Origin of the sequence: Pelodictyon luteolum DSM 273, assembly GCF_000012485.1 — a bacterium.
In the GTDB taxonomy this organism is placed as follows: Bacteria; Bacteroidota; Chlorobiia; order Chlorobiales; family Chlorobiaceae; genus Chlorobium; species Chlorobium luteolum.
Genome location: NC_007512.1, coordinates 1,697,501 through 1,721,863 on the forward strand (window position 1 = coordinate 1,697,501; position 24,363 = coordinate 1,721,863).

The 24,363-nt window shown below is 57.1% G+C and carries 24 protein-coding genes (1 of these 24 running past the window's edge); 13 read left to right on the forward strand and 11 right to left on the reverse strand.

Annotated elements, in window-relative coordinates; genetic code table 11:
- On the reverse strand, window positions 1-383 hold the 5' portion of the coding sequence (locus tag PLUT_RS07805; protein WP_011358236.1) for an HD domain-containing phosphohydrolase. 691 nt of this gene lie to the left of the window's left edge; 383 of the gene's 1,074 nt are visible here — the first part of the coding sequence; it begins with the start codon at window positions 381-383; its stop codon lies beyond the left edge, outside the window.
- A gap of 268 nt (window positions 384-651) precedes the next feature.
- Here PLUT_RS07805 and rplU point away from each other — a divergent pair, with 268 nt between their 5' ends.
- From rplU to mdh, 3 genes are all read left to right on the forward strand, one after another.
- Entirely contained in the window at window positions 652-942 is a 291-nt protein-coding gene (gene rplU, locus PLUT_RS07810) for a 50S ribosomal protein L21 (protein ID WP_011358237.1), read from the forward strand.
- A gap of 39 nt (window positions 943-981) precedes the next feature.
- Window positions 982-1,236 (forward strand): 50S ribosomal protein L27, encoded by a 255-nt coding sequence (gene rpmA / locus PLUT_RS07815; RefSeq protein WP_011358238.1) that lies wholly within the window; start codon window positions 982-984, stop codon window positions 1,234-1,236.
- Window positions 1,237-1,571: 335 nt separating this feature from the next.
- Window positions 1,572-2,504: a malate dehydrogenase gene (mdh, locus tag PLUT_RS07820; protein WP_011358239.1), complete on the forward strand. Its 933-nt coding sequence runs from the start codon at window positions 1,572-1,574 to the stop codon at window positions 2,502-2,504.
- Between the two features lie 807 nt (window positions 2,505-3,311).
- Here mdh and PLUT_RS07830 read toward each other — a convergent pair.
- The 6 genes from PLUT_RS07830 to PLUT_RS07855 all read right to left on the reverse strand — a co-directional run bounded on the left by PLUT_RS07830 (window position 3,312) and on the right by PLUT_RS07855 (window position 8,913).
- The gene (locus tag PLUT_RS07830) at window positions 3,312-4,364 is read right to left on the reverse strand and encodes an agmatine deiminase family protein (RefSeq protein WP_011358241.1); all 1,053 of its coding nucleotides are present in this window, start codon (window positions 4,362-4,364) and stop codon (window positions 3,312-3,314) included.
- 31 nt (window positions 4,365-4,395) lie between these two features.
- A complete protein-coding gene (locus PLUT_RS07835) occupies window positions 4,396-5,646 on the reverse strand; it encodes a M48 family metallopeptidase (protein ID WP_041463871.1) in 1,251 nt (416 codons plus the stop codon).
- A gap of 87 nt (window positions 5,647-5,733) precedes the next feature.
- Entirely contained in the window at window positions 5,734-6,612 is an 879-nt protein-coding gene (locus PLUT_RS07840; RefSeq protein ID WP_011358243.1) for a carbon-nitrogen hydrolase, read from the reverse strand.
- 16 nt (window positions 6,613-6,628) lie between these two features.
- Window positions 6,629-7,498, reverse strand: coding sequence for a 1,4-dihydroxy-2-naphthoate polyprenyltransferase (locus tag PLUT_RS07845; protein WP_011358244.1), 870 nt, complete (start codon window positions 7,496-7,498; stop codon window positions 6,629-6,631).
- The gene (locus tag PLUT_RS07850) at window positions 7,491-8,543 is read right to left on the reverse strand and encodes an NAD(P)/FAD-dependent oxidoreductase (RefSeq protein WP_041463872.1); all 1,053 of its coding nucleotides are present in this window, start codon (window positions 8,541-8,543) and stop codon (window positions 7,491-7,493) included. The genes PLUT_RS07845 and PLUT_RS07850 overlap by 8 nt, the downstream gene beginning before the upstream one ends.
- A 16-nt stretch (window positions 8,544-8,559) precedes the next feature.
- A complete protein-coding gene (locus tag PLUT_RS07855) occupies window positions 8,560-8,913 on the reverse strand; it encodes a hypothetical protein (RefSeq protein WP_011358246.1) in 354 nt (117 codons plus the stop codon).
- Window positions 8,914-9,058: 145 nt separating this feature from the next.
- Between PLUT_RS07855 and hisF the strand changes: the two genes are divergently transcribed.
- Window positions 9,059-9,814: an imidazole glycerol phosphate synthase subunit HisF gene (gene hisF, locus PLUT_RS07860; RefSeq protein WP_011358247.1), complete on the forward strand. Its 756-nt coding sequence runs from the start codon at window positions 9,059-9,061 to the stop codon at window positions 9,812-9,814.
- Here hisF and PLUT_RS07865 read toward each other — a convergent pair.
- Window positions 9,804-10,328, reverse strand: a complete 525-nt coding sequence (locus PLUT_RS07865; RefSeq protein WP_011358248.1) for a CIA30 family protein — start codon at window positions 10,326-10,328, stop codon at window positions 9,804-9,806. The genes hisF and PLUT_RS07865 overlap by 11 nt on opposite strands.
- 172 nt (window positions 10,329-10,500) lie before the next feature.
- Between PLUT_RS07865 and PLUT_RS07870 the strand changes: the two genes are divergently transcribed.
- Complete coding sequence (locus PLUT_RS07870) at window positions 10,501-10,980, forward strand: YqhA family protein (protein WP_041463873.1); 480 nt, start codon at window positions 10,501-10,503, stop codon at window positions 10,978-10,980.
- Window positions 10,981-10,996: 16 nt separating this feature from the next.
- On the opposite strand, the gene corA is transcribed toward PLUT_RS07870, so the two are convergent.
- Genes corA through PLUT_RS07885 form a run of 3 tightly spaced genes read right to left on the reverse strand, consistent with a single transcriptional unit; the run spans window position 10,997 to window position 15,755 of the window.
- Window positions 10,997-12,064: a magnesium/cobalt transporter CorA gene (gene corA, locus PLUT_RS07875; RefSeq protein ID WP_238974573.1), complete on the reverse strand. Its 1,068-nt coding sequence runs from the start codon at window positions 12,062-12,064 to the stop codon at window positions 10,997-10,999.
- Window positions 12,065-12,120: 56 nt separating this feature from the next.
- The gene (locus PLUT_RS07880) at window positions 12,121-14,550 is read right to left on the reverse strand and encodes a phosphoketolase family protein (protein ID WP_011358251.1); all 2,430 of its coding nucleotides are present in this window, start codon (window positions 14,548-14,550) and stop codon (window positions 12,121-12,123) included.
- 26 nt (window positions 14,551-14,576) lie between these two features.
- A complete protein-coding gene (locus PLUT_RS07885) occupies window positions 14,577-15,755 on the reverse strand; it encodes an acetate/propionate family kinase (RefSeq protein ID WP_157858167.1) in 1,179 nt (392 codons plus the stop codon).
- 183 nt (window positions 15,756-15,938) lie between these two features.
- Here PLUT_RS07885 and PLUT_RS07890 point away from each other — a divergent pair, with 183 nt between their 5' ends.
- From PLUT_RS07890 to nifD, 8 genes are all read left to right on the forward strand, one after another.
- The gene (locus tag PLUT_RS07890; protein ID WP_011358253.1) at window positions 15,939-16,964 is read left to right on the forward strand and encodes an adenosine deaminase; all 1,026 of its coding nucleotides are present in this window, start codon (window positions 15,939-15,941) and stop codon (window positions 16,962-16,964) included.
- 11 nt (window positions 16,965-16,975) lie between these two features.
- The gene (gene hpt, locus PLUT_RS07895) at window positions 16,976-17,518 is read left to right on the forward strand and encodes a hypoxanthine phosphoribosyltransferase (RefSeq protein ID WP_011358254.1); all 543 of its coding nucleotides are present in this window, start codon (window positions 16,976-16,978) and stop codon (window positions 17,516-17,518) included.
- Between the two features lie 210 nt (window positions 17,519-17,728).
- Window positions 17,729-18,886: a homocitrate synthase/isopropylmalate synthase family protein gene (locus PLUT_RS07900; protein ID WP_011358255.1), complete on the forward strand. Its 1,158-nt coding sequence runs from the start codon at window positions 17,729-17,731 to the stop codon at window positions 18,884-18,886.
- A gap of 18 nt (window positions 18,887-18,904) precedes the next feature.
- Window positions 18,905-20,518: a sigma-54-dependent Fis family transcriptional regulator gene (locus PLUT_RS07905; protein WP_011358256.1), complete on the forward strand. Its 1,614-nt coding sequence runs from the start codon at window positions 18,905-18,907 to the stop codon at window positions 20,516-20,518.
- Window positions 20,519-21,037: 519 nt separating this feature from the next.
- Window positions 21,038-21,862 (forward strand): nitrogenase iron protein, encoded by an 825-nt coding sequence (gene nifH, locus PLUT_RS07915; protein WP_011358257.1) that lies wholly within the window; start codon window positions 21,038-21,040, stop codon window positions 21,860-21,862.
- A 55-nt stretch (window positions 21,863-21,917) separates the two neighbouring features.
- Window positions 21,918-22,274: a P-II family nitrogen regulator gene (locus PLUT_RS07920; RefSeq protein ID WP_011358258.1), complete on the forward strand. Its 357-nt coding sequence runs from the start codon at window positions 21,918-21,920 to the stop codon at window positions 22,272-22,274.
- 1 nt (window position 22,275) lies between these two features.
- The gene (locus PLUT_RS07925) at window positions 22,276-22,653 is read left to right on the forward strand and encodes a P-II family nitrogen regulator (RefSeq protein WP_011358259.1); all 378 of its coding nucleotides are present in this window, start codon (window positions 22,276-22,278) and stop codon (window positions 22,651-22,653) included.
- Window positions 22,654-22,691: 38 nt separating this feature from the next.
- The gene (nifD, locus tag PLUT_RS07930) at window positions 22,692-24,332 is read left to right on the forward strand and encodes a nitrogenase molybdenum-iron protein alpha chain (protein ID WP_011358260.1); all 1,641 of its coding nucleotides are present in this window, start codon (window positions 22,692-22,694) and stop codon (window positions 24,330-24,332) included.
- Window positions 24,333-24,363: the final 31 nt, after the last annotated feature.

Here is a 24,363-nt window from a genome sequence, read left to right on the forward strand (position 1 = left end):
ACCCTGCTTGCGCATTCGACTGTAATGACAGGGCCCCTGTAGGTATGCAGGGTGAGCGCGTCCTGATGGGAGGTCATCACCCTGGCAAAGCTTTCGATCACATTCTTCGACGACTCATCCATGACCAGACCCGCCTCAGCTATGGTCTTGCCTTTCAGGCCATCCATAGTGCTGCCGAGCAGATGAAGGAGAAACGGGTTGGCATCCTCTATACACCCTTCAGGATGACTGAGGATGAGAATGCCTGTCTGGGCCTCTTCGAATACCCTGCGGTAGAACGGATTCTGCTTCTCGTCGAGCCACTCTTTACGGACGCTGCCGCCCCGGCCTGCCGATCGCGGGGAGGAATCAATGCCCTGTAGGGATTGTTTGTCTTTACCCATACTGCCCTGCCGGTTCAAAATAGAGAAGATTCAAACGGATAGGAATGTACGTATTTATGCCGCCACCTCTGCACGGTTTCTTCCGGCTGCACTGCCCTGGATACGCGCCCTGACTCCGGAGCATGACGGAAATGCCAGCGATGAGGGTCATCCCGATGACATGATTTCATGCTACGGCACCGAATAATTTATCAGTTCAATGTTTGATTTTGAGCCAGGGAATACTATATTTGAGACCTTTATCATTAATACATTTAATACGAGCAAGATGCAGGCGCTGATCGAGATTTCTGACAAGCAGTATCTGGTAAAAAAGGGTGACACCCTTTTTGTCCCCAGACAACAGACCGCCATCGGCGACACCATGGAGATCAGTTCCATGGCGACGATCGACGGAGCAAACACCGTCCTCAATCCTGCAGTAAGCGTCAAGGCGAAAGTCCTTGGCCATGTCAAGGACGACAAGGTCGTGGTGTTCAAGAAAAAACGCCGGAAACGCTACCAGTCACGCAACGGCCATCGCCAGCAGATGACCCAGATCGAGGTGGTTTCCCTTTAAGACAGGCAGCAAAGGTTTTCTAACGATAATTTTTTTCCCATGGCTCATAAGAAAGGCGGCGGATCAACGAAAAACGGCCGCGACAGCAACCCGAAATATCTTGGCGTGAAGGCAGCCGGCGGATCGACCGTATCGGCAGGAACCATCATTCTCCGCCAGAGAGGCACCGTCATCAAGCCCGGAACCAATGCCGGCATCGGACGCGACCACACCATCTTCTCACTTGTTGACGGAGTCGTAACATTCCGCAACGGCCGAAACAACAAGAAACAGGTAGATATCCTTCCTTCCTGAGTTTGGCTTGCCATAAAATAAGGTTATATTTCTTTATAGCCGTCTTATCTTAAGACGGCTTTTTTTATGAAATCCCGGGTCCACCCCGTCGACGACAGGGAAGGACACAGATTTTCAGGAGTGCCCGGGCACAGCAATCAAGGGACATTGAAAGACCACAGGGCAACACCCCCTGCCGGCAGAACTTTCGCTGAAAGCGTAGTGCTCATTCTGTGCACGGAGTCTTCAGCATAACGTTCCGCCCAGGTAGCGAACGCCTCCGGATGGTTTATCAATATCCTCCGCCGGGTAACCGGTCGAAATCAATTCATTACACCATTTAAACTGACCGCTTTATGAAAATAACCGTTATAGGAGCCGGTAATGTTGGCGCAACCGCAGCCCTTCGCATTGCAGAGAAACAGCTGGCAAGAGAGGTCGTGCTGATTGATATCGTAGAAGGCATTCCCCAGGGCAAGGCACTTGACATGTATGAGTCCGGACCTGTTGCACTGTTCGACACCAGAGTATCAGGGTCCAACGATTACCGCGATTCCGCCGATTCCGACATCATTCTCATCACTGCAGGCCTGGCCCGCAAGCCCGGCATGAGCCGCGAGGACCTGCTGCAGAAAAACGCGACGATCATCAAGGAGGTCACCAGCCAGGTGATGCAGTACTCCAAGAATCCGATCCTCATCATGGTGTCGAACCCGCTCGACGTCATGACCTACGTTGCCCGCCAGGTAAGCGGACTTCCCGAGGAGCGGGTCATCGGCATGGCAGGCGTGCTTGATACCGCCCGCTTCAGGAGCTTCATAGCCGAAGAGCTGCAGGTATCCATGCAGGACATCAACGCCTTCGTGCTCGGCGGCCATGGCGACTCGATGGTTCCGGTCGTCAAGTACACCAATGTGGCAGGCATCCCGATCACCGAACTGATGTCGATAGAAAAAATCAATGCAATTGTCGAACGCACCAAGAACGGCGGCATTGAAATCGTCAACCATCTGAAAACCGGCTCTGCATTCTACGCTCCGGCAGCCTCAGCCGTGGAAATGATCGAGTCGATCGTAAAGGACCGCAAGCGCATCCTCCCCTGCACCACATGCCTGAAAGGCCAGTTCGGCATCCAGAACGTCTTCTGCGGCGCTCCGGTCAAACTCGGCAGAAAGGGCGTGGAGCAGATTCTGGAAATCAATCTCTCAGCGGACGAACTCAAGGCATTGCAGCAGTCGGCTTCCATTGTAGAGCAGAACTGCAGGAACCTTGATGCACTGCTTGGCTGAGCATACCGGATCAATCCATTGCTTGAATACATAAAAAAAGCGGCCATTCGGCCGCTTTTTTTATGAACAGGTGTCCCCCATTACACCTGTTCCACCTCACGGGCGTGAGGAGTTTCATGATTATACTTGCAATTGCCGTGCCAACGCCAGAAAATCCCCATTTTCCCATACAGAACCGTCCCTCATCGTACACTGCCGGATCCATTGTGAGACGATCCTGTTCCATACCCGAATGAAAGCAGGCACTTCAGGGGGATAAAAAAAAAGCGGCCTTTCAGCCGCTTTTTTTCGAACAGGTGTCCCCCATTACACCTGCTCCACCCCACGGGCGTGAGGAGTTTCATGATTATACTTGCAATTGCCGTGCCAACGCCAGAAAATCCCCATTTTCCCATACAGAACCGTCCCTCATCGTACACTGCCGGATCCATTGTGAGACGATCCTGTTCCATACCCGAATGAAAGCAGGCACTTCAGGGGGATAAAAAAAAAGCGGCCTTTCAGCCGCTTTTTTTCGAACAGGTGTCCCCCATTACACCTGCTCCACCCCACGGGCGTGAGGAGTTTCATGATTATAGATGCAAGTGCCGTGCCAAAGATCGTGATACATAAAAAAAATAGCACCAAAAGCCAGCAACACGCTGTATGCAGGGAGTTGCTGGCCACAAAAAGATGCGTATTGATGGAAATCAGGGGCATAGCTGCCCTCAGGCAGGTCGGTCAAAACAGTACATCACGTCCTGTTTTGACACAGCTGTAGCAGAAAGATGAAGGAAATGAGAGCTTGATAACTTTCCGCCGGGAATATCAAGCTCCGGGGTCAGCCGGCTCCTCATGGCTAACACAGTGAATGGCCCCGAGCCCCCATATCAGGTCACTGCAGTCGATGCCCACCACCTCCCGATCTGGAAAACAACCGCGGAGAATCCGAAGCGCCTCGGCGTCCTGTTCACACCGGTACACGGGAACAAGAACCACGCTGTTGGCGATGTAGAAGTTGGCATAGCTGGCCGGAAGTCGTTCGCCCTCATAGTAGACGGGATCCGGCATAGGCAGCTTTACGACCCGTAGCGGCTCGCCCCTGAGATTGGTATACCCCTTGAGGAGCTCATAGTTCTTTTGAAGCGGCTTGTAGTTTTCATCTTCAGGATCATCCTCCACGGCGATGACCACCGTGTTAATGCTGACGAAGCGCGCCATATCGTCAACGTGGCCGTCTGTATCGTCACCTGCGATCCCGTCACCGAGCCAGAGTACTTTCTTGATGCCGAGCCAGCGCCCGAGCTTCCGCTCGATATCCTCCCGGCTCATGGTGGGGTTGCGGTTAGGGTTCAGCAGGCATGCCTCGGTGGTCAAAAGCAGCCCCTCTCCGTTCACGTCAATCGCGCCGCCCTCGAGCACCATTCCGGTCGATACCAGCGGCATCCGCCGGATGGCGGCTATCCGGGACGGAACGGCATTGTCGTCGTCGTACGGTTCGTATTTCCCGCCCCATGCGTTGTACTCCCAGTCAAGGATGACCTTTTCCTGCGTATCGCCACTGGTATGATAGACGAAGTTCGGCCCGTGATCGCGGCACCAGGCGTCATTGGTCGGAATCTGGTGAAGAAATACCCGTTCCATTTTGAGACAGGGGTGGCCGGATGCAAGAAGCAGTGCGCGCACATCATCTTCCATCTGCTCATCAAGCACATTGATATGCACATCCTCAGATGAACTCAGCCAGGCGGCCAGTTCAACAAACACGGCAGGCACCGGTTCAAACTTCCCCGGCCATGACTCAAGCTTGTGCGGCCAGGAAAGCCAGGTTGCCTCGTGCGGAGCCCATTCAGCGGGCATGACATACTTCGGTTCAGGCATGGGTAGAGAAAATGATGGGGTTGAAGGGTTTTTACCTGTCGGGGTGCAGCAGATACTCCCTGATCCGTCCGATCCGCTGCATGACCGGAGGATGCGAATAGGTCATGAAGACGTGGAACGGATGAGGCGTGAGGTTGGATAGGTTGCTGCGCGACAGCTTCCGGAGCGCATCAATGAGTGCCTCCCCGCGGGGAAAAGTTGATACGGCAAACCTGTCGGCCTGATACTCGTGCCGGCGGGAGAGCACCTGCAGGAACACCGAAAGAATGAACTCTACCGGGGTGTAAAGCAGCATGAAAAAGACCAGACTGCCATAAACAGAGAGGTCCTGCATATAGAACGCATCAAAGAGCTGGCGGTTGGCGAGGAAAAGCGAGAGGAGAAAAAAGAGCACTCCGAGGTTCAGGATGCTGAGCGCCATGCTGATGAGAATGTGCTTTTTACGGAAATGGCCGATTTCATGAGCCAGGACCGCAACCAGTTCATCAACCGTATGGGCATTGACGAGGGTATCGAAGAGGGCGATCCGCTTCTGCTTGCCGAATCCGGTGAAGAACGCGTTGGAACGGGCGGAGCGCTTCGAGCCGTCGATTACATAGATGCCCTCAAGAGGAAAGTTCACCCCTTTTGCATAGCCAGTGATCGCATCCTTCAGCTCACCGTCCTCAAGAGGCACAAAACGGTTGAAGAGGGGCATGATCCAAGTCGGGGCCACATACTGCAGCAGCAGGCTGAAGGCAGTCAGGGCTCCCCAGGCGGGCAGCCAGGCCATCGGACCCGCCGCCTCGAAAAACCAGAGCAGGGCTGCAATGACGGGAGCGCCGATCAACACTGCAAGCGCAAGGGTTTTCAGCAGGTCCGAAACGAATACCCCCGGGGTCGTCCTGTTGAAGCCATAGCGTTCCTCGATGACAAAGGTCTTGTAGATGCTGAACGGCAGTGAGATGAGCGACTGGAGCAGCATGAGCGAACCGATGTAGAGAACTCCGGTCGGGATGGAACCGAAAGCGAAGCCCCGAAGGAACTGGTCAAGCAGGTTGAACCCTCCGGAAAACCAGAACACAAGAAGCAGCACCAGGGCAACAGCACCGCTATACAGCGAGAGGGTGGTCGATGCACGAAGGTAGGCCTGCGACTTCAGGTAAGCCTCCTCGTCGAATATGCCTTTGAATTCAGAAGGAAGGCCAGAGCGGGATGCCTTGAGGTTGAGCAGTTCTGATACCAGTCTGATGAGGAAGGTGGCAAGAAGCGTGAAAAGTACCACTGCGCCAAAAACATTCATCGGGATAGGAAACATAAGATTCACTTGATAGTCACTCGTTATTCGCCCGTGCATTGCATCAACAGTCAACCTTCATTCAATTCTCACTCAATCTTCATCAATAAACCGCTTCTGAATATCCCCGTAGGTTTCAATGCGCCTGTCGCGCAGAAACGGCCAGTGCGACCGGTAATGGCCGATGCGGCTCCGGTCGCACGCGGCCAAGAGAACTATTTCCGCGCCAGCAGGAGCTTCAGCCTCGATGGTGCCGAATGGTCCGCTGACAAAACTGTTCCCCCAGAACTCCAGGTCCCCTTCCCGCCCGACCCTGTTGGCAGCGGCGACGAAAACGCCGTTGGCAACCGAGTGGGACTGCTGGATGGTTTTCCATGCCGCAAGCTGCGAGCGGCGGACCTCCTCTGAACTCTCTCCGGCCGCCCAGCCGATGGCCGTCGGATAGAAGATGATTTCAGCGCCCTTCAGCGCCGTCAGGCGTGCAGCCTCGGGATACCACTGGTCCCAGCAGATGAGGACTCCGATGTCTGCATACCGCGTCCGGAACACCTTGTATCCGAGGTCACCGGGGGTGAAATAGAACTTCTCGTAAAATCCCGGATCATCGGGAATATGCATCTTGCGGTACCGCCCGAGAAGGCTGCCATCGGCATCGACCACCACGGCCGTGTTGTGGTAGAGCCCGCGGGCCCGCTTTTCGAACAGCGAGGCAATGATAACCACTCCGAGTTCCCGTGCCAGGTCCTGAAACAGCTCGGTCGTTGGTCCCGGGACCGGCTCGGCAAGCAGGAAGGGATCGTACTCCTCAGTCTGGCAGAAATAGAGCGAGGTGAAGAGTTCCTGAGTGCAGATGATACGCGCTCCCGCAGCCGCAGCCTCGCGGATCGCGGCGGTTGCTTTCCGGATGTTTTCCTGAGGATCGGCCGTGCAGGAGGACTGCACGAGGGCGATGGTGACGATATCTGAGCTCATGAGAAGAGGGGCTCGGTTAATGGATGAGAAGACCCGCAGAGAACAGTGCGCCGTAGATGGTCATCAGCTTCCCTGTACCGGCAAGCACTGCGTTCAGTTCCCGCCCTTCGCTCCCGTAGAGAGCCCTGAGCATCGTGACGGCAAGAGGGATGGAAAGGAGTGAAAGCAGCGACCAGGGAGAGTATCCGAACGAAGTGAGGGCGAACGGCACAAGGTAGGCCAGCGCGGTCAAGATAAGGTAGATACGTCGGGCCCAGCGGGCGCCGATTCTTGCCGGCAGCGTCATCTTCCCGACTCCCCGGTCGGTATCGATGTCGCGGATGTTGTTGCAGAGAAGGATGTTGACCGAAAATGCCCCGGGAGCCGCTGCGGCAATAAAAACCGGCAGGGAAAGCGACAGGGCCTGCACATAGTAGCTGCCGCCGACGGCCACAAGACCGAAAAAAATGAACACGAACAGGTCGCCGAGTCCGGAATAGGCAATCGGGCGGGGGCCTCCTGTATAGGCCCAGGCAAAGAGCATCGAGAAGAGGCCGACGATCAGGATGGGCCATCCGGCAAGGAAGACCAGATAGAGTCCGAGCAGAAAAACCGCCGAGAGAAGTGCGATGGAAACCCGGATCATGGTCTTTTCAGCTATCAGACCGGCAGCCACGGTCCTTGTAGGGCCAAGCCGCTCGGCGGTATCTGCCCCCTTGCGGAAGTCATAGATTTCGTTGATGAAATTGGTGGCCACCTGGATGCCGAGGGCGCAGACGAGGGCAATGAAGGCCGGCAGAGGGCTGAAAGCCCCGTCGGCCGCCGCCATGGCTGAGCCGACAATCACCGGGACCGCCCCTGCGGGAAGCGTTTTCGGGCGGATGGCCAGGAACCATGCTTCAGGCATTCTGCCCCTCACTCTTTTTTTCTTTGGCCATCTTGACGCTGCTGAAGGTGTGGCGGATCTTCTCTCCCGGTTTGATGTAGGTGAGGCTGTGGCGAACGGCCATGGCCGCATCGCTGAGACCGGTCTGGATGATCTTCAGTTTCCCTGGATAAGAGGCGATGTCGCCGGCGGCATAAAGCCCATCGACGGAGGTTTTCATGTGCCCGTCGACCTCAACCGCGTTATCGACCAGTTCGAGCCCCCAGTCGGCCAAAGGGCCGAGATTGGATTTGAACCCGATGAGCAGGAGCAGTCGATCCGCCTCGACACGCGAGGTGATGCCGTCCCTCCTTTTGAGATGCACGGCCTGAAGGGTATCGCCGTTCAGGTCTATGGCGCTGACTTCAGTGCTTAGATGAACGTCTATCGCTCCCGACTCTTTGGCTTCGTCGACTTCGCGGGCGGTCTTGCCGTGGCCCTGGAATTCATGCATACGGTGCACGAGGGTCACCTTCCGGGCCACGCCCATGAGCCCGACGGTCCAGTCGAGGGCGGAATCGCCGCCGCCGACGATAACCACGTTCTTGTCACGGAAATCCGCCCGGTTTTTCACGGCATAAAAAACCGAGCGGTCTTCGAGCGGGGAAATGTTGCCGAGCTGCGGCAGCTTGCGCGGTGAAAACGCCCCGAGCCCGGCAGCTAGCAGCAGCGCCCTTGAGACAAAGGTCCTGCCGGAGGCGGTCACGACCTGAAAATCCCCGTTTTCGAGCTTCCTGTAGCTAATCACTGTTTCACCCAGAATCACCTCTGGCCCGTACCGTTCGGTCTGCTTCCAGAGGCTGTCGACCAGCCCTGCGGCTGGGACTTCAGGGAAACCTGCGACATCGTAAATGTGCTTTTCGGGGTACAGCGCCGAAAGCTGACCTCCGAGCTGCGGCATGCTTTCGATGATCCTGCAGCTGATATTGTTCATGCCGCACTGGAATGCGGCGAAAATGCCCGTGGGCCCCCCACCGATGATGGTGAGGTCCAGTATGCCGTCGGGAGAAACGCGTTGTAGTGTCATTGGGATGAAGCCCGGGTTACTGATTTGCTGCACCGGCATCTCCCGAACCGCCGGTTCGGGATTTTTTCAGATAGATCATTCCTTCCGGATCAACCATCCCGTAGAGGATGGTGATCAGATGTTCCCCTTCATCCAGTTCGTGGATTTCGACATGTTCGGCATCCCGCTTCGGGACCTGGCTGCCGGCGTTGTCCCTGAAATAAAAAACCGCACGTACGCCTCCGTGGGGAGTTTCACCCACGAACTCATAGTTGCCGTCTTCAAGTTCCAGAAGCGCACAGCCGGGAGTACCCGCCGCAATGGGGCAGGAGGCACACTGGGAGTAAAAACCCTCCACAGGTTCGGCAAAATCACAGACAGGGAATTTCATAACGGGGTTCTTTCATTTTTCTTCAGCTGGATTGGGTGCCAGCAAATATAATATTTACATTGCTTTTTTTACTGTCGCAGGCCTCCATCAAGGGGGTTTTCCTGCCGACGGTCTTCATTCATAAGATTCTGGAGTTTTTCAAGGGATGCTGGCAAAACGGATCATCCCCTGCCTTGATGTGCGCGACGGCAGGGTTGTAAAGGGCATAAATTTCGAGGGGCTGAGGGATGCGGGCTCGATTCTCGAGCAGGCGCGCTTCTACAACAATGAGCTGGCCGACGAACTGGTTTTCCTCGACATTTCCGCTTCGCTGGAATCACGCAGAACAACGCTGGAGGAGGTGCTGAAAGTTTCCGGAGAGGTTTTCATCCCCCTGACCGTCGGCGGCGGAATCAACTCCGTGGAGCGGGCCCGGGAGGTCTTCCTCCACGGGGCCGACAAGGTATCGGTCAACACCGCTGCCGTCAAGGAACCGGAGCTGATCTCGCGCATCGCCGAAAAGTACGGTTCGCAGGCGGTTGTGGTAGCCATTGACATCAAGAAGGTCGACGGCCGCTACATCGTACACACCCATTCAGGCAAACAGCCGACAGCGTATGAAGCGCTTGAATGGGCGCTGAAAGTACAGGAACTCGGCGCAGGGGAGATCCTGCTGACGAGCATGGACCGTGACGGCACCAAAGAGGGTTACGACAACGACAGCCTCGCCCTCATCTCCACTGCGGTGCATATCCCGGTCATCGCCTCGGGAGGAGCAGGCTCACTCGAACATCTCTATGACGGCTTCACCAAAGGTCACGCCGATGCGGCCCTGGCCGCCTCTATTTTCCATTTCCGGCAGCACTCCATCCGCGAAGCCAAACAGTACCTACGGGACCGGGGCATCACCGTCAGGCTTTGAGTGCGTCCGGCTCAGGGCCATAGGCACGTATCGATTTGATCTCAAGACGGAACGCACCGGAGTGCTCCTTCGAAATAAGTACTCCGATCTGCACGATCGAAGCAAGCTCAAGGGGCTCAGCATCCTCTATCACCCTCCCGCGGAATGATGCCGTAAACGCATTGAACGGCAGGTCGACCTCCTGCCACCCTCCGGCAACCGTCTGGAAATCGCTCCGGTAAACGATGCCGTCGTACCGGTCATCGTTACGGATCCGGAAACTGTATCTCCGTCCGTCTCCTTTGACGAGCAGCCGGATGCCCAGGAACCCCCTGAAATCGCGCTCTTTGAGGAATGTCCGGACGGAGGCGAATCCCCCGCTGTTGCGCGTGGAAAGCACTCCCTCGAAAACACCCGCCCCATCATCACCGCGTTGGAAACGGCTCTCTGAAACCCCGCCCATCACCTCATCATCCACGCTGTGCCACTTCAGGCATTGAGGGTTCGTAAAATCGCAAATTACCCGTTCCTGCATGCAATTGCTGATTGAGGTTATTGAGCTGTTATAGAAATATTATCGATGCGATATTCTGCGCCATGCCGCAGCTTGAATCTCTCCTGCTCTTGAAGATTCTTAGGAATAGTAGGGCGCACATTTGTATTTTCACAGGAATAACAACGGCGAACTGCCACCAAACGATCCCGCAATGCACCCGATACTGTCCGCCACCCGCTACCTTGTGCTCATAGCCGTCGCATCACTGTTTGCCGGCACCATAACGATCCTCGTCTATGGAACCCTCTCAGTAGGAAGCCTCATCCTTGACGCACTCTCTTCAGGCACGATTTCGCCGAAAGGAGGAAAAAACCTGGTGCTCGGCTTTATCGAGAACGCTGATCTTTTTCTCGTTGCAACAGCCCTCTACATCATGGCGCTCGGCCTCTACGAACTGTTCATCGACGACACCGTCCCCATGCCCGAATGGCTGCAGATCCATACCCTTGACGACCTCAAGGACAAGCTGGTCGGGGTGATTGTGGTCGTGATGGCGGTACTCTTCCTCGGCCATGCGGTGACGTGGCACGGCGAAAGCACAATTCTCTACCTCGGAGGCGCCATCGGAGCCGTCATCGCCAGTCTGGCCCTCTTCAACGGGCAGAAAAAAAAGAAGGACCCGAAACCCTGAAGGACTATCTTCTGACCTAGAACCACTTCCTCGTCCTGAAAAAAAGGATCATACCGATGAAAATCGAGCCCATGAGCCCGAGGACCCCGAAGTAACCCCACGGCCATCCCAGCTCGGGCATGTAGCGGAAGTTCATGCCGTAGACTCCGGCGATGAAGGACAGCGGCATAAACACGGTAGCGATGATGGTGAGCACCTTCATGATCTCGTTCATCCGGTTGTTTGCGATGGCAAGCCACGTGTCGTACATCCCGATGACGATGTCGCGATAGGTCTCAACGGTCTCGATGACAAGGACGATATTGTCGAGGATGTCCCTGAAAAACGGCCGGGTCGCCTCGTCGTCGATCACCCGGTACCGGTCGCGGCCGATGCTGCTGATGATTTCACGGAGGGGCCAGACTGACTTTCGCAGGAGGATCAGTTCCTTTTTCAGGGTGTACATCGCCGGCAGCGATCCACTGCCGACCGTATCGGTCAGTTCGTCGTCCAGCGTTTCAATCCGGTTCTCGAACTGCTCGAGAACCGTGAAGTAACTGTCGACTACCGAGTCGACGATGGCATAAGCCAGATAATCCGCGCCCTTTTTCCGGACATTGGTGCCGGGGTTTTCCAGCCGCTCATAGAGCGATTGGAACAGCAGGCCCGGGCGTTCACGGAAACTCAGTACGAACCCTTCCCCGATGACCAGTCCCAGCTGCTCTTCCGACACATCACCACCATCGCCTTCAAGCTCCAGCGTCTTGAGCACAAGAAAGAGATAGCGATCGAAATCCTCGATTTTCGGCCGCTGCAGGGTATGCAGGATATCTTCCAGCGTCAGGGGATGAAGGCCGAAGAGCGTGCCTGCCTCCTCGACCAGCCCGACATCGTGCAGTCCATCGATGTTCACCCAGAGCACCTCGCCCTCCCGACGGAGCGCCACGGCCTCCCGGATGGTCCCGGCAGAGGCGCGCCGGACGGACTCCTGGCTGTAGCTGAATACGGTGATTGCCGGATCCTGCATTTTCCGCCCTCCGGTATGCACAAGCGATCCCGGGGCCGTACCGAGAGTGCCGGCCATACCGCTCATGACCTTTTTCATCGGCCGCCGCAGGGCAGTGGCTCTGGCTGGTTGACATTGTTTTTTTCGAGCATGCTTCATAAGCCATCGGTTGAGGGTTTCAGGGTACGGGTCCACTGCCAGTTGCGGACTTCGGGCAGGTCTTCACCGTGGGTACGGATATACTCATTATGGGCGATCAGCATGTCACGCACATACTGCTTCACATAGGCCGCTTTCTGACGAAGCCGCGGCACCCGCTCCACCACGTCGGCCACCAGATGGAACCGGTCGAGATCGTTGCGTACGACCATATCGAAAGGGGTGCTCGTGGTCCCCTCCTCCTTGTATCCGCGCACATGAAGGTTGTAGTGGTTGGTCCGGCGGTAGGTCAGCCGGTGGATGAGCCACGGGTATCCGTGATACGCAAAGATGATCGGACGGTCAATGGTGAAGATGTCATCGAAGTCCCTGTCCTTCAGGCCGTGGGGGTGTTCTTCCGGCGGCTGCAGGGTCATGAGATCGACGATGTTGACCACCCTGATCTTCAGATCCGGGATTTTCTCCCTGAGGATGTCTACCGCCGCAAGAGTCTCAAGGGTTGGGACGTCACCAGCACAAGCCATCACCACGTCGGGGTCGCCGTCCAGGGTATCGCTGGACGCCCACTCCCAGATTCCGATGCCGCAGGTGCAGTGACGGACGGCCGATTCCATGTCCAGCCACTGCCAGGATGGCTGCTTGCCGGCAACGATGACGTTGATGTAATCGCGCGAACGGAGGCAGTGGTCGGTGACGGAAAGCAGGGTATTGGCATCCGGCGGCAGGTAGACGCGTATCACATCGGCCTTCTTGTTGACCACATGGTCGATGAATCCGGGGTCCTGATGGGAAAAACCGTTATGATCCTGGCGCCATACGTGCGAGGTGAGAAGATAGTTGAGCGAAGCAATAGGCCGCCGCCAGGGGATTTCCTGCTTGCATACTTTCAGCCACTTTGCATGCTGGTTGAACATCGAATCGACGATGTGGATGAATGCCTCATAGCAGGAAAAGAATCCATGCCGACCCGTCAGGAGGTACCCCTCGAGCCACCCCTGGCAGGTATGTTCCGAGAGGATCTCCATGACACGCCCGTCCGGCGCCAGATGGTCATCATAATCCATGACCTCATCCATCCAGGTCCTGTCAGTCACCTCGAACAGGAAGCCAAGGCGGTTCGAGGCCGTCTCGTCAGGGCCGAAAACCCGGAAATTGGCCGCCGCCATATTCTCCTTCATGACATCGCGAAGGAACGCCCCCGCAACCCTTGTGGCCTCCGCCTCGACAGCACCGGGAGATGGCACCATGACGGCGAAGTCACGGAAATCATGCATCATGAGATCTCTCAATAGCAGCCCGCCGTTGGCGTGCGGGTTGTCACCCATCCGCCGCTTTCCCTTCGGCGCAAGTGCCTTCAGTTCCGCCCGGAGAGCACCCGACGGAGTAAAAAGCTCTTCAGGCCTGTAGCTCCGCATCCAATCCTCCAGTAGCTGGAGGTGTGCCGGGTTCGTACGGACCTCGGCAAACGGGACCTGGTGCGAACGCCAGAAATCCTCGACCTTTTTGCCATCGACTTCTTTCGGCCCACTCCACCCTTTGGGTGAACGGAGCACAATCATCGGCCAGACCGGCCGCTCCCTCACGCCGCCGTTCCTGGCAGCTTGCTGGATACCCTTAATGTCATCAAGGCAGGCGTCCATGGCCGCAGCCATTTTCTGGTGCATGTCAAGAGGATCCGACCCCTCCACGAACCGGGGGCTGTATCCGTAGCCTTTCATGAGATTCTCAAGCTCCTCATGCGGAAGGCGGGCAAGCACCGCCGGGTTGGCGATCTTGTAGCCGTTCAGGTGGAGAATGGGCAGCACCGCCCCGTCACGGCATGGGTTCAGGAACTTGTTCGAGTGCCAGGAGGTCGACAGCGGTCCTGTTTCAGCTTCCCCGTCGCCGATGACAGCGGCAACGATGAGATCCGGATTGTCAAACGCGGCTCCGTAGGCATGGGAAAGCGAATAGCCCAGCTCTCCGCCTTCATGGATGGAACCCGGGGTCTCGGGTGCCACATGGCTCGGCACACCGCCAGGAAAGGAGAACTGATGGAACAGCGTTTTCATGCCGGCCTCGTTTTCCGATACCGCCGGGTAATACTCGCTGTAGGTCCCCTCCAGCCATACGTTGGCAAGTACCGCCGGGCCCCCATGACCGGGACCGGAAATGTAGATCATATTGAGGTCACGGATGCGTATCACCCGATTCAGGTGCACATAGATGAAATTCTGGCCTGGTGTCGTCCCCCAATGGCCCAGCAGTCTCGGCTTCACATGCTCCGGGACGAGCGGTTCCAGGAGAAGCGGGTTTGCGAGCAGGTAGATCTGTCCCACCGAAAGATAGTTTGCCGCCCGCCAGTAGGCGTTGAGTCCATCGGCTTCTGCCGCTGTGAGAGCACTCTTCGTTTCTTCCCTTTCCTTCGTAGGATCCTCTGCATTCATCGGTTCATCTCCATCTGCTGTATCGGTTAACGTAAAAGCGCAAGCCTCAATGCCTCGCCGGCAATCATCTGCTCTTCATCCGTCTGCATGACCCGTATCACGGCTCCGGCGGTGTCGGCGGATATCACTGCTGCATTTTCCCCATTCCGCCGCTCGTCCAAAGCAATCCCCATGCACTCAAGTCCGTTGCAGATCCGGCTTCGGATTACGGGAGCGTGCTCTCCAATCCCGCCCGTAAACACCAGGAGGTCCAGCCCGCCAAGCACAGCGATCAGCGACCCCAGGTGTTTTCTTGCCTGGTAGCAGAACAGATCCACCGCAAGGCGGGCCGCAGGATCGGAGGCTTCAAGCTCAAGCAGGTCGCGCATGTCATCGCTCTCAGCCGAAACCCCGAGCAGGCCGGAACGGCGGTTTACCATCTCCTTGACCTCCTGTGGAGACATCCCCGCCTCTTCAAGCAGAAAGAGCAGCACCCCCGGGTCGAGGTCCCCGGTCCGGGTACTCATGACGAGCCCTCCAGCCGGAGAAAACCCCATGGTCGTCTCGACGCTCTTGCCGTCCTTCACCGCAACCATGCTTGCCCCGTGACCTAGATGGGCAAGAACGACCCGTCCCCGGTCTGCACTCCGCTCACCCATCCGGCGGAGTTCGGTGAGCAGGTACTGGTAGGAGAGTCCGTGGAACCCATAGCGCTGCACACCCTGCCTCCTGACTGGTTCCGGAAGTGCGTACATCCTGGCAACTTCAGGCATGGAGCGATGGAAAGCAGTATCAAAACAGGCAACCTGCGGCACGCCGGCCATCAGCTCTGCAGCAAGCGCCACACCCTTGAGGGCAGGAGGAAGATGTTCAGGAGCATAAGGGACCAGACGGCCGATATCGGCCAATAGCTCCGGGGTGACGATGGCTGGATCGGCATAAAGCGGACCGCCGTGCACCAGGCGGTGCCCGATGATGTCCGGCGGCGGTGCATCAACGGACTGTATCCAGGAGAAAATCCGGCGGAACGCCGCTTCATGACCTGATGCCCCGGCAGGCTCCCCGCCGGAGGAGGCTCCCCCACGGTGGCGGACACTGAGGGTGCTTCCGGAGGACCCGATCCGCGTCAGTTCTCCGGCATAGATCGACTGCAGTGGCGCTCCCGATGCGTACAGGGCGAACTTGATGCTTGACGACCCCGCATTGAAGACGAGAATGTATTTCATCGGCACAGGCATTGGTCTCAGCTGAACAGCACACGGGAACACTACACAAAGAATGGCACAAACAGATCCAGTGAGAAAAGCGGCGGGTTACATCACAAGAAAAATGCGTCCCGTTGACTGTCCCCCCCGACCGGGGATTTGCATATATTCCAATATGCCCTTCAATCCCGATCCCGACCAGCCATGACGACAGTCCCCTGCTTCATTGCCGGACTTCCCAAAGCGGAACTCCACCTGCACATTGAAGGAACGCTTGAGCCCGCAATGATGCTCAGGCTGGCCGAACGGAACAGGCAACCCCCGCCCTTTCCCGACGTCGAAACAGCTGAAAAAGCCTACCGTTTCACCAATCTGCAGTCGTTTCTCGACATCTACTACCGCTCGACTGAGGTCCTCGTCACAGAGGAGGACTTTTACGACCTGACGCTTGCCTACCTTGAAAAAGCCGCATCCCAGAAAATCGGGCATGCTGAAATCTTTTTCGACCCCCAGGCCCACACGGTGAGGGGAATTGCATTTGCGACCGTGCTCCGGGGCATGGAAGAAGCCTGCAGGGAAGCCCATAGCAGGCTCGGCATCTCCACCCGGCTGATCATGTGCATCCTCCGGCACCTCAGCGAACAGGAAGGCATGACAATGCTGAACGAGGCCGTCCGGTGGAAACGCTGGATAACGGGCATCGGCCTTGATTCATCGGAACGGGGAAATCCCCCTTCAAAGTTCCATAACCTGTACCGGGAAGCCCGCCGTGAGGGGTTCTTCCTGACGGCCCACGCCGGGGAAGAGGGATCGGCGGCTTCGGTGAAGGAGACGCTGGATCTGCTGCATGTCGACCGCATCGACCACGGGGTGCGCTGTATGGACGACCCGGCGCTTGTCAAGGAACTGGTGCGCCGCGCCGTGCCGCTCACCGTCTGCCCCCTCTCGAATGTCAAACTGCAGGTTTTCGGGAGCATGCAGGAACACAACCTCAAAGCGATGCTCGAAAAAGGTCTCATGGTCACCCTCAACTCCGACGACCCTGCGTATTTCGGTGGCTATCTGAATGATAACTTCACTGCGGCAGCTGAAGCACTCGACCTTTCGTTCAGCGACATCATCCGGCTTGCCGCGAACTCCTTCAACGCCTCCATGCTCAGCATCGTGCAGAAAAAAATCCATCTTCTTGAACTGGCCGACTATGCCCGGGGCTTCGCTCCCGGCCACTGAACCCGACACCGATGCCAGCAAGCACTCCAGAACCCCGCCCCACACCCTTCATAACCGCTGAAGCCATCGCAAAGCGTGTCGCCGAAATGGGTTCCGCCATTTCGAAAGCGTATCCGGAAGCGACCGCTGAAAACCCCCTGGCCGTTGTCGCGGTCCTGAAAGGTGCGTTCATCTTCGCCGCAGACCTTATGCGCGCCCTCACCGTTCCCTGCACCCTCCAGTTCATATCGGCCTCGAGCTACAAATCGGGCACCACCTCTTCGGGCAGTGTCGAGCTCAACCACGACCTTGACGTCAGGGGAAAGGACGTCCTCATTATAGAGGACATCGTCGATACCGGGCTGACCATACTGAGGATCTCAGAAGCATTGGCAGCCCTGAAACCCGCCTCGATCCGCATCTGCACTCTTCTTGACAAACCCGCCGCCCGCATCCATCCAGCAAGGGCCGACTACATCGGCTTCAAGGTGCCCGACCGGTTCCTCATCGGCTATGGCATCGACTGGAACGAACGCTTTCGCGAACTTTCCTACCTCGCCATGCTTGAGGGCTGAATCTCCTGCCGAAAGCCCTATACCGGGGCGATTAAGTCGCCTCTTTGAGGGCGCGCAGACACGCGCCCAACGCCCATCGATGCAACAAAAATCACATAAATGTCTGAATATTTATTTTATTTAATCAAAAAATCCTTACTTTTTTAGGGTGGATGGTAATGAAATCTAAATAACTGGGACTCGGCAGCAGCCGCACAACGGAACCGGAAGATGACCACACCGACAGCAATAGCTCCCGGAAGCATCACGAGGCCATGGATCATCGACACCACACTCCGTGACGGGGAGCAGGCACCCGGCGTAGTATTCAGCGACGCTGAAAAAACAGAAATCGCCCTGATGCTGGCCGATGCCGGCATCGATGAGCTTGAGGTCGGCTACCCGGCCATCAGCCGCGATGAAGAGGCAGTCATCAGGAGCATCACCGGCATGCACCTCCCCATGCGGCTCACCGGATGGGCCCGGGCAAAATGGGAAGACATCGAAGCTGCATGCCGCAGCGGAGTCGAGGCCGTTCATATCAGCTTCCCGCTCTCACCCCTCTACCTCCAGCTCATGGGACGCGACTACCCCTGGGTGCAGGATCAGCTCGGCGAACTGACCTCACGGGCGAAACGCTACTTCCGCTTCGTCAGCGTCGGCGCACAGGATGCGACACGCACCCCCCCAGACACGCTGCGGCGCTTCATCGCCGATGCCGGAAAGGCAGGTGCCGAACGGGTCAGGATAGCCGACACCGTCGGGGTGGCGACCCCCCTCTCCATCTGCACGCTGCTTGAGAGGGTACTCGTCACGGGCGGACCGATGCTTGAATTCCATGCACACAACGACCTCGGCATGGCGACAGCCAACGCCTACACCGCCATAGAAGCCGGCTGCGGCGCCGTCAGCGTCTCGGTGTCGGGTCTCGGAGAACGGGCGGGCAACGCAGCACTCGAAGAGCTGGCCATAGCCCTCAAACTCTCAGGTATTCACCCCACAGGCATCGATACCACCAAACTGAGTGCACTCTGCAACACCATCGCCAGAGCGTCAGGCCGGGCTATCGAACCCCAGAAGCCTGTCGTAGGTAAGGCTGCATTCCAGCATGAATCCGGCATACACTGCGCAGCTCTTCTCAAGGACCCGCTCTCGTACCAACCGTTCCTGCCCGCCATGGCCGGCATGCCGGAGCATGAGCTCGTGATCGGAAAGCACTCCGGCAGCGCCTCGCTGAAAGACTTTTTCCAAAGAAAGGGCATAACCCTCTCGGCAGCCGAAGCCGCCAGCCTGCTCGGCGAGGTCCGAAAAAGCGCAACAGCAAACAAGCGCTCGCTTCTTCCCTCCGAACTCGAAATCATCTACCATCAGCTCGCTCCGGAGAACTGAGGAATCACAGGAAACATCATGCTCATACCACAGGAACAGGAGAATAGAAGCATCAGCCTGCTTGCGGAAGTCGGCAGGACCGTCACCAGCGAAAACGACATCAGCAAAGTACTGACGCTCGTGCTCTTCATCATGTCCGAGCACATGAACATGCTCCGCGGGATGATCACCATCCTCAACCGCGATGCCGCCGAAATAGTCATCAGCCAGTCCTTCGGACTCACCGAACAGGAAAAGGAGCGCGGGCACTACCGGATCGGCGAGGGCATCATAGGCCAGGTCGTCAAGACGGGCCGCAGCGTCATCGTTCCCGACATCAGCGACGAGCCACTCTTCCTCGACAGGACCCGCTCCAGGGAAAAAGAGCGAAAAGAAGGGCTCTGCTTCATCTGCATCCCCATCCGATCCGGCAACGAAATCATCGGCACCCTGAGCGCCGACCGCAGGCTCTCCCACCCTGAGGAAGAGAGCGGAAAGAAAACAAAAAAAAGGTCCAACGAAGAGGCCGACCTCCTGCAGCACCATGTCGACCAGCTCTCCATCATTGCGGCCATGATCTCCCAGGCCGTGCGCCTCCGCCAGCTTGCCAGCGAGAGCGACCGGCGCGAGCAGTTCCACCCCCCGTCCATTCCCGCCGCAGAGGAACCCCGGGAAGAGGAGGGCATCCCGGAGGAGATGCGGCCGAAAAACATCCTCGGCAACACCAAGCCGATGCTCAGCCTGTTCCGCATGATCGACAAGATTGCCGCCACCAGTGCCACCACCCTTATCCTCGGTGAAAGCGGCGTCGGAAAGGAGCTTGTCGCCAGCGCCATCCACTACAAAAGCCGCCGCTCGACAAAGCCCTTCATCAAGTTCAACTGCGCCGCACTTCCCGAAAGCATTGTGGAGAGCGAACTGTTCGGGCATGAAAAAGGCGCTTTCACCGGAGCCTCATCGACACGCCAGGGCCGCTTTGAACTGGCCTCTGGCGGCACAATCTTCCTTGACGAAATCGGGGAACTCAGCCTTCCCATCCAGGCCAAGCTCCTCAGAATCCTGCAGGAAAAGGAGTTCGAACGGGTCGGTGGATCGAAAACCATCAAGGCTGATGTCAGGGTCATTGCCGCTACGAACCGCAACCTCGAAGCCCTTATCATAGACGGACTCTTCCGTGAGGATCTCTACTACCGGCTGAACATCTTCCCCATCACCGTCCCGCCTCTGCGGGAAAGGAAAACGGACATTCTGCTGCTTGCCGACTATTTCGTCGAGAAATACAACGCCATGAACCAGAAAGGCGTAAGGCGGATATCGACAACCTCCATAGACATGCTGATGCGCTACCACTGGCCCGGCAATGTGCGCGAGCTGGAGAACTGCATCGAACGCGCCGTCATCCTCAGCGAAGACAACGTCATCCACGGCTACCACCTCCCCCCGAGCCTGCAGACTGCCGAGTCAAGCGGCACGCCCTGCACCGGCTCACTCCAGCAGAAGCTTGAGGCCATCGAAAGGGAGATGATCATCGAAGCCCTGAAAAGCACCAAGGGAAACATGTCCAGGGCAGCCGCCGAACTCGGCCTCTCGGAGCGCATCATCGGCCTCCGGGTCAGGAAGTTCCAGATCGACTACCGGAAATTCCGCCCCTGACATCCTCCTACATTACTGTAGGAACCACCCCATCGACGCATCCGGCTTACCCTGCACAACCTGCTCCGCCGCTCCATCCCGGTCCTCCTGCGGCACCCGCAGAACCTTACCCCGCCATACTCCGGCACCACTCATCAGCCTCGAAGGCTGCAGGGCAACACGGCATGGGGCAGTCGGAAAGAAAACCTCTGCATGCCATCCGAAACACGCCCGCCATTTCCGACTGTTATGTATGAAAATCAACATTCCTACAAAACGGTAGCCTGAAAACGCACCCGAAAAGCTCTTATCCCGGGACGAAGGCCGCGACTTAATAAATAATGCCATTTTCCGCCACATCCCCAGCCCGCAACCAGTGCGGGATTCCAGCATCCCACTGCCGAAGAGAGCCAATCACAACAGACTTTTCCGAACTTTGGCACGCATATTGCTATAGTATCCGTAAATATTCAGGCAAGAGCAAACAACAGCCTCAATATTTAACCGGAAAGGCAACTAAAACCCTAAACATCAGTCAACATGAGAAAAGTAGCGATTTACGGAAAGGGCGGCATCGGCAAGTCGACCACCACGCAGAACACGGTTGCCGGCCTTGCCGAAATGGGCAAGAAGGTCATGGTGGTAGGCTGCGACCCCAAGGCCGACTCGACCCGTCTCCTGCTCGGCGGACTCCAGCAGAAAACCGTGCTTGACACGCTCCGCGAGGAGGGTGAGGAAGTCGAACTCGAAGACATCATCAAAGAGGGATACCGCAACACCCGCTGCACCGAGTCCGGCGGACCTGAGCCCGGCGTGGGCTGCGCAGGCCGCGGCATCATCACCTCAGTCAACCTGCTTGAGCAGCTGGGCGCATACGACGAAGAATGGGACCTCGACTATGTGTTCTACGACGTGCTCGGCGACGTGGTCTGTGGCGGATTCGCAATGCCGATCCGCGACGGAAAAGCTGAAGAAATCTACATCGTCTGCTCCGGCGAGATGATGGCAATGTATGCTGCAAACAACATCTGCAAGGGCATCCTGAAGTATGCCGACGCAGGCGGCGTACGCCTTGGTGGCCTCATCTGCAACAGCCGCAAGGTGGACAACGAGCGCGAAATGATCGAAGAGCTTGCCCGCAAGATCGGCACCCAGATGATCCACTTCGTCCCCCGCGACAACTTCGTCCAGCGTGCTGAGATCAACCGCAAAACGGTGATCGACTACGATCCGACCCACGGCCAGGCCGACGAATACCGCGCGCTTGCCCGCAAGATCGACGAAAACGAGATGTTCGTCATTCCCAAGCCGCTGGAAATCGAAGAGCTCGAGTCGCTTCTCATCGAATTCGGCATCGCCAACTGACAACAACGAAATCCGGCGCCCGAGGGCGCCCAAAACAAAAGGGAGTATAACGCCAATGTTAATGATCAGGACAATCGTACGGCCCGAAAAGGCGCATGAAGTCATGCAGGCACTGCTTGATGCAGGCTACCCGGCCATCACCAAAATATCCGTAGTCGGACGCGGCAAACAGCGAGGCCTCAGGGTAGGCGACGTGGTCTATGACGAACTGCCCAAAGAGATGCTGTTCACCGTCGTGCCGGATGCCGACAAGGACTATGTGGTCCGGGCCATCCTCGACCATGCCAAGAGCGATGGAGAGGGCAAGTTCGGTGACGGAAAGATCTTCATCTCAGCAGTCGAAGAGGTCTACACCATCAGCTCGGGAATGCAGGAAACTGAACCGACGCTCGCAGCAGCAAAGGAGGCCTAGAATGAAAGAGATCATTTCAGTCATACGCATCAACATGGTGAACGCAACAAAGAAAGCGCTCGTCGAGGCCGGCATCCCTGGCTTCACTGCAACCGGGAGGGTCATGGGTCGCGGCAAGGGTCAGGTCCACTTCGACATCCTCAAAGGCGCCGAAGAGGGCCATCCCGAAGCAATCGCGCTGCTCGGCGATGCGCCGCGCCTGGTCGCCAAGCGGATACTGACGGTGGTCGTGCCCGATGAGCTCTGCAAAACGGCAATCGACACCATCATAAAGACCAACCAGACCGGCAAGCCGGGCGACGGCAAGATCTTCGTCACCCCCATCACCGAGACGATCAGGGTGAGAACCGGTGAAGAGGGCGATACGGCACTCAACTGACGAGAAACAAAACAACAGGTGTAAACGGAGAAATCTACATGGAGGCGAACAAGACATATCCGGATCCTTCCGCCATCAGGGAGGAACTGGTACAGAAATACCCGGCGAAGGTCGCCAAGAAACGGACGAAGTCGATCATCATCAATGATCCTGAAACCGTTCCAGAGGTACAGGCCAACGTCCGGACCGTGCCCGGCATCATCACCCAGCGCGGGTGCTCCTATGCCGGCTGCAAGGGTGTGGTGCTCGGCCCGACACGCGACATCGTCAACATCACGCACGGTCCCATCGGCTGCAGTTTCTACAGCTGGCTGACCAGGCGCAACCAGACAAAGCCCGAAACCGATGCCGATGCGAACTTCATCACCTACTGCTTCTCGACCGACATGCAGGAGGAAAACATCGTGTTCGGCGGTGAGAAGAAGCTCAAGGTGGCAATCCAGGAAGCCTATGACCTCTTCCACCCGAAATCCATAGCGATCTTCTCGACCTGCCCGGTCGGACTCATCGGCGATGACGTCCATGCCGCCGCACGCGAGATGAAGGAAAAACTCGGAGACTGCAATGTCTTCGGATTCAGCTGCGAAGGATACCGGGGCGTCAGCCAGTCGGCCGGCCACCACATCGCAAACAACGGTGTTTTCAAGCACATGGTCGGTCGCAACAATGAAAAGAAGGAGGGCAAGTTCCGCCTGAACCTCCTGGGTGAATACAACATCGGCGGTGACGCCTTTGAAATTGAGCGCATTTTCAAGAAATGCGGCATCACTCTGGTCTCCTCGTTCAGCGGCAACTCCACCGTCGGCCAGCTCGAGAACGCTCATATGGCAGACCTCAACGTAATCATGTGCCACCGCTCCATCAACTACATGGGCGAGATGATGGAAACCAAGTACGGCATCCCGTGGATGAAGATCAACTTCGTCGGCGCCGAGTCTTCCGCCAAGTCGCTGCGGAGAATTGCCCAGTACTTCGGCGACGAGGGACTGAAAGCGAAGGTTGAAGAGGTAATCGCGGAAGAACTGCCGAAGGTAAAGGCCGTAATCGACGAGATCCGCCCCCGCACAGAAGGCAAGACCGCAATGCTCTTCGTCGGCGGCTCGAGAGCCCACCACTACCAGGATCTTTTCACCGAGCTCGGCATGACGACGGTGGCGGCTGGCTACGAGTTTGCGCACCGCGACGACTACGAAGGCCGCGAAGTGCTGCCCGGTATCAAGATCGATGCCGACAGCAAGAACATCGAAGAGCTGAAGGTTGAGGCCGATCCGGAGCTCTACAAGCCCCGCAAGAGCGAAGCCGAACTTGAAGCGCTGAAAGCCGAGGGCCTTGAGATCAACGGCTATGAAGGCATGATGAAGCAGATGATGAAGAAGTCGCTGGTCGTCGACGACATCAGCCACTACGAGTCGGAAAAGCTCATCGAGATCTACAAGCCCGACATCTTCTGCGCCGGCATCAAGGAAAAGTACGTGGTCCAGAAAATGGGTGTGCCGCTCAAGCAGCTGCACAGCTACGACTATGGCGGCCCCTACACCGGGTTCGAAGGTGCGGTGAACTTCTACCGCGACATCGACCGCATGGTCAACAACCCCGTCTGGAAGCTGATCAAGGCCCCCTGGGAAACGGCGGCAGGAGAAAACGACGGAGTGCTTGAAGCCACTTACGCAGAGGCATGAACAACCCGCAATCACCCGGCAAAATGAAAAA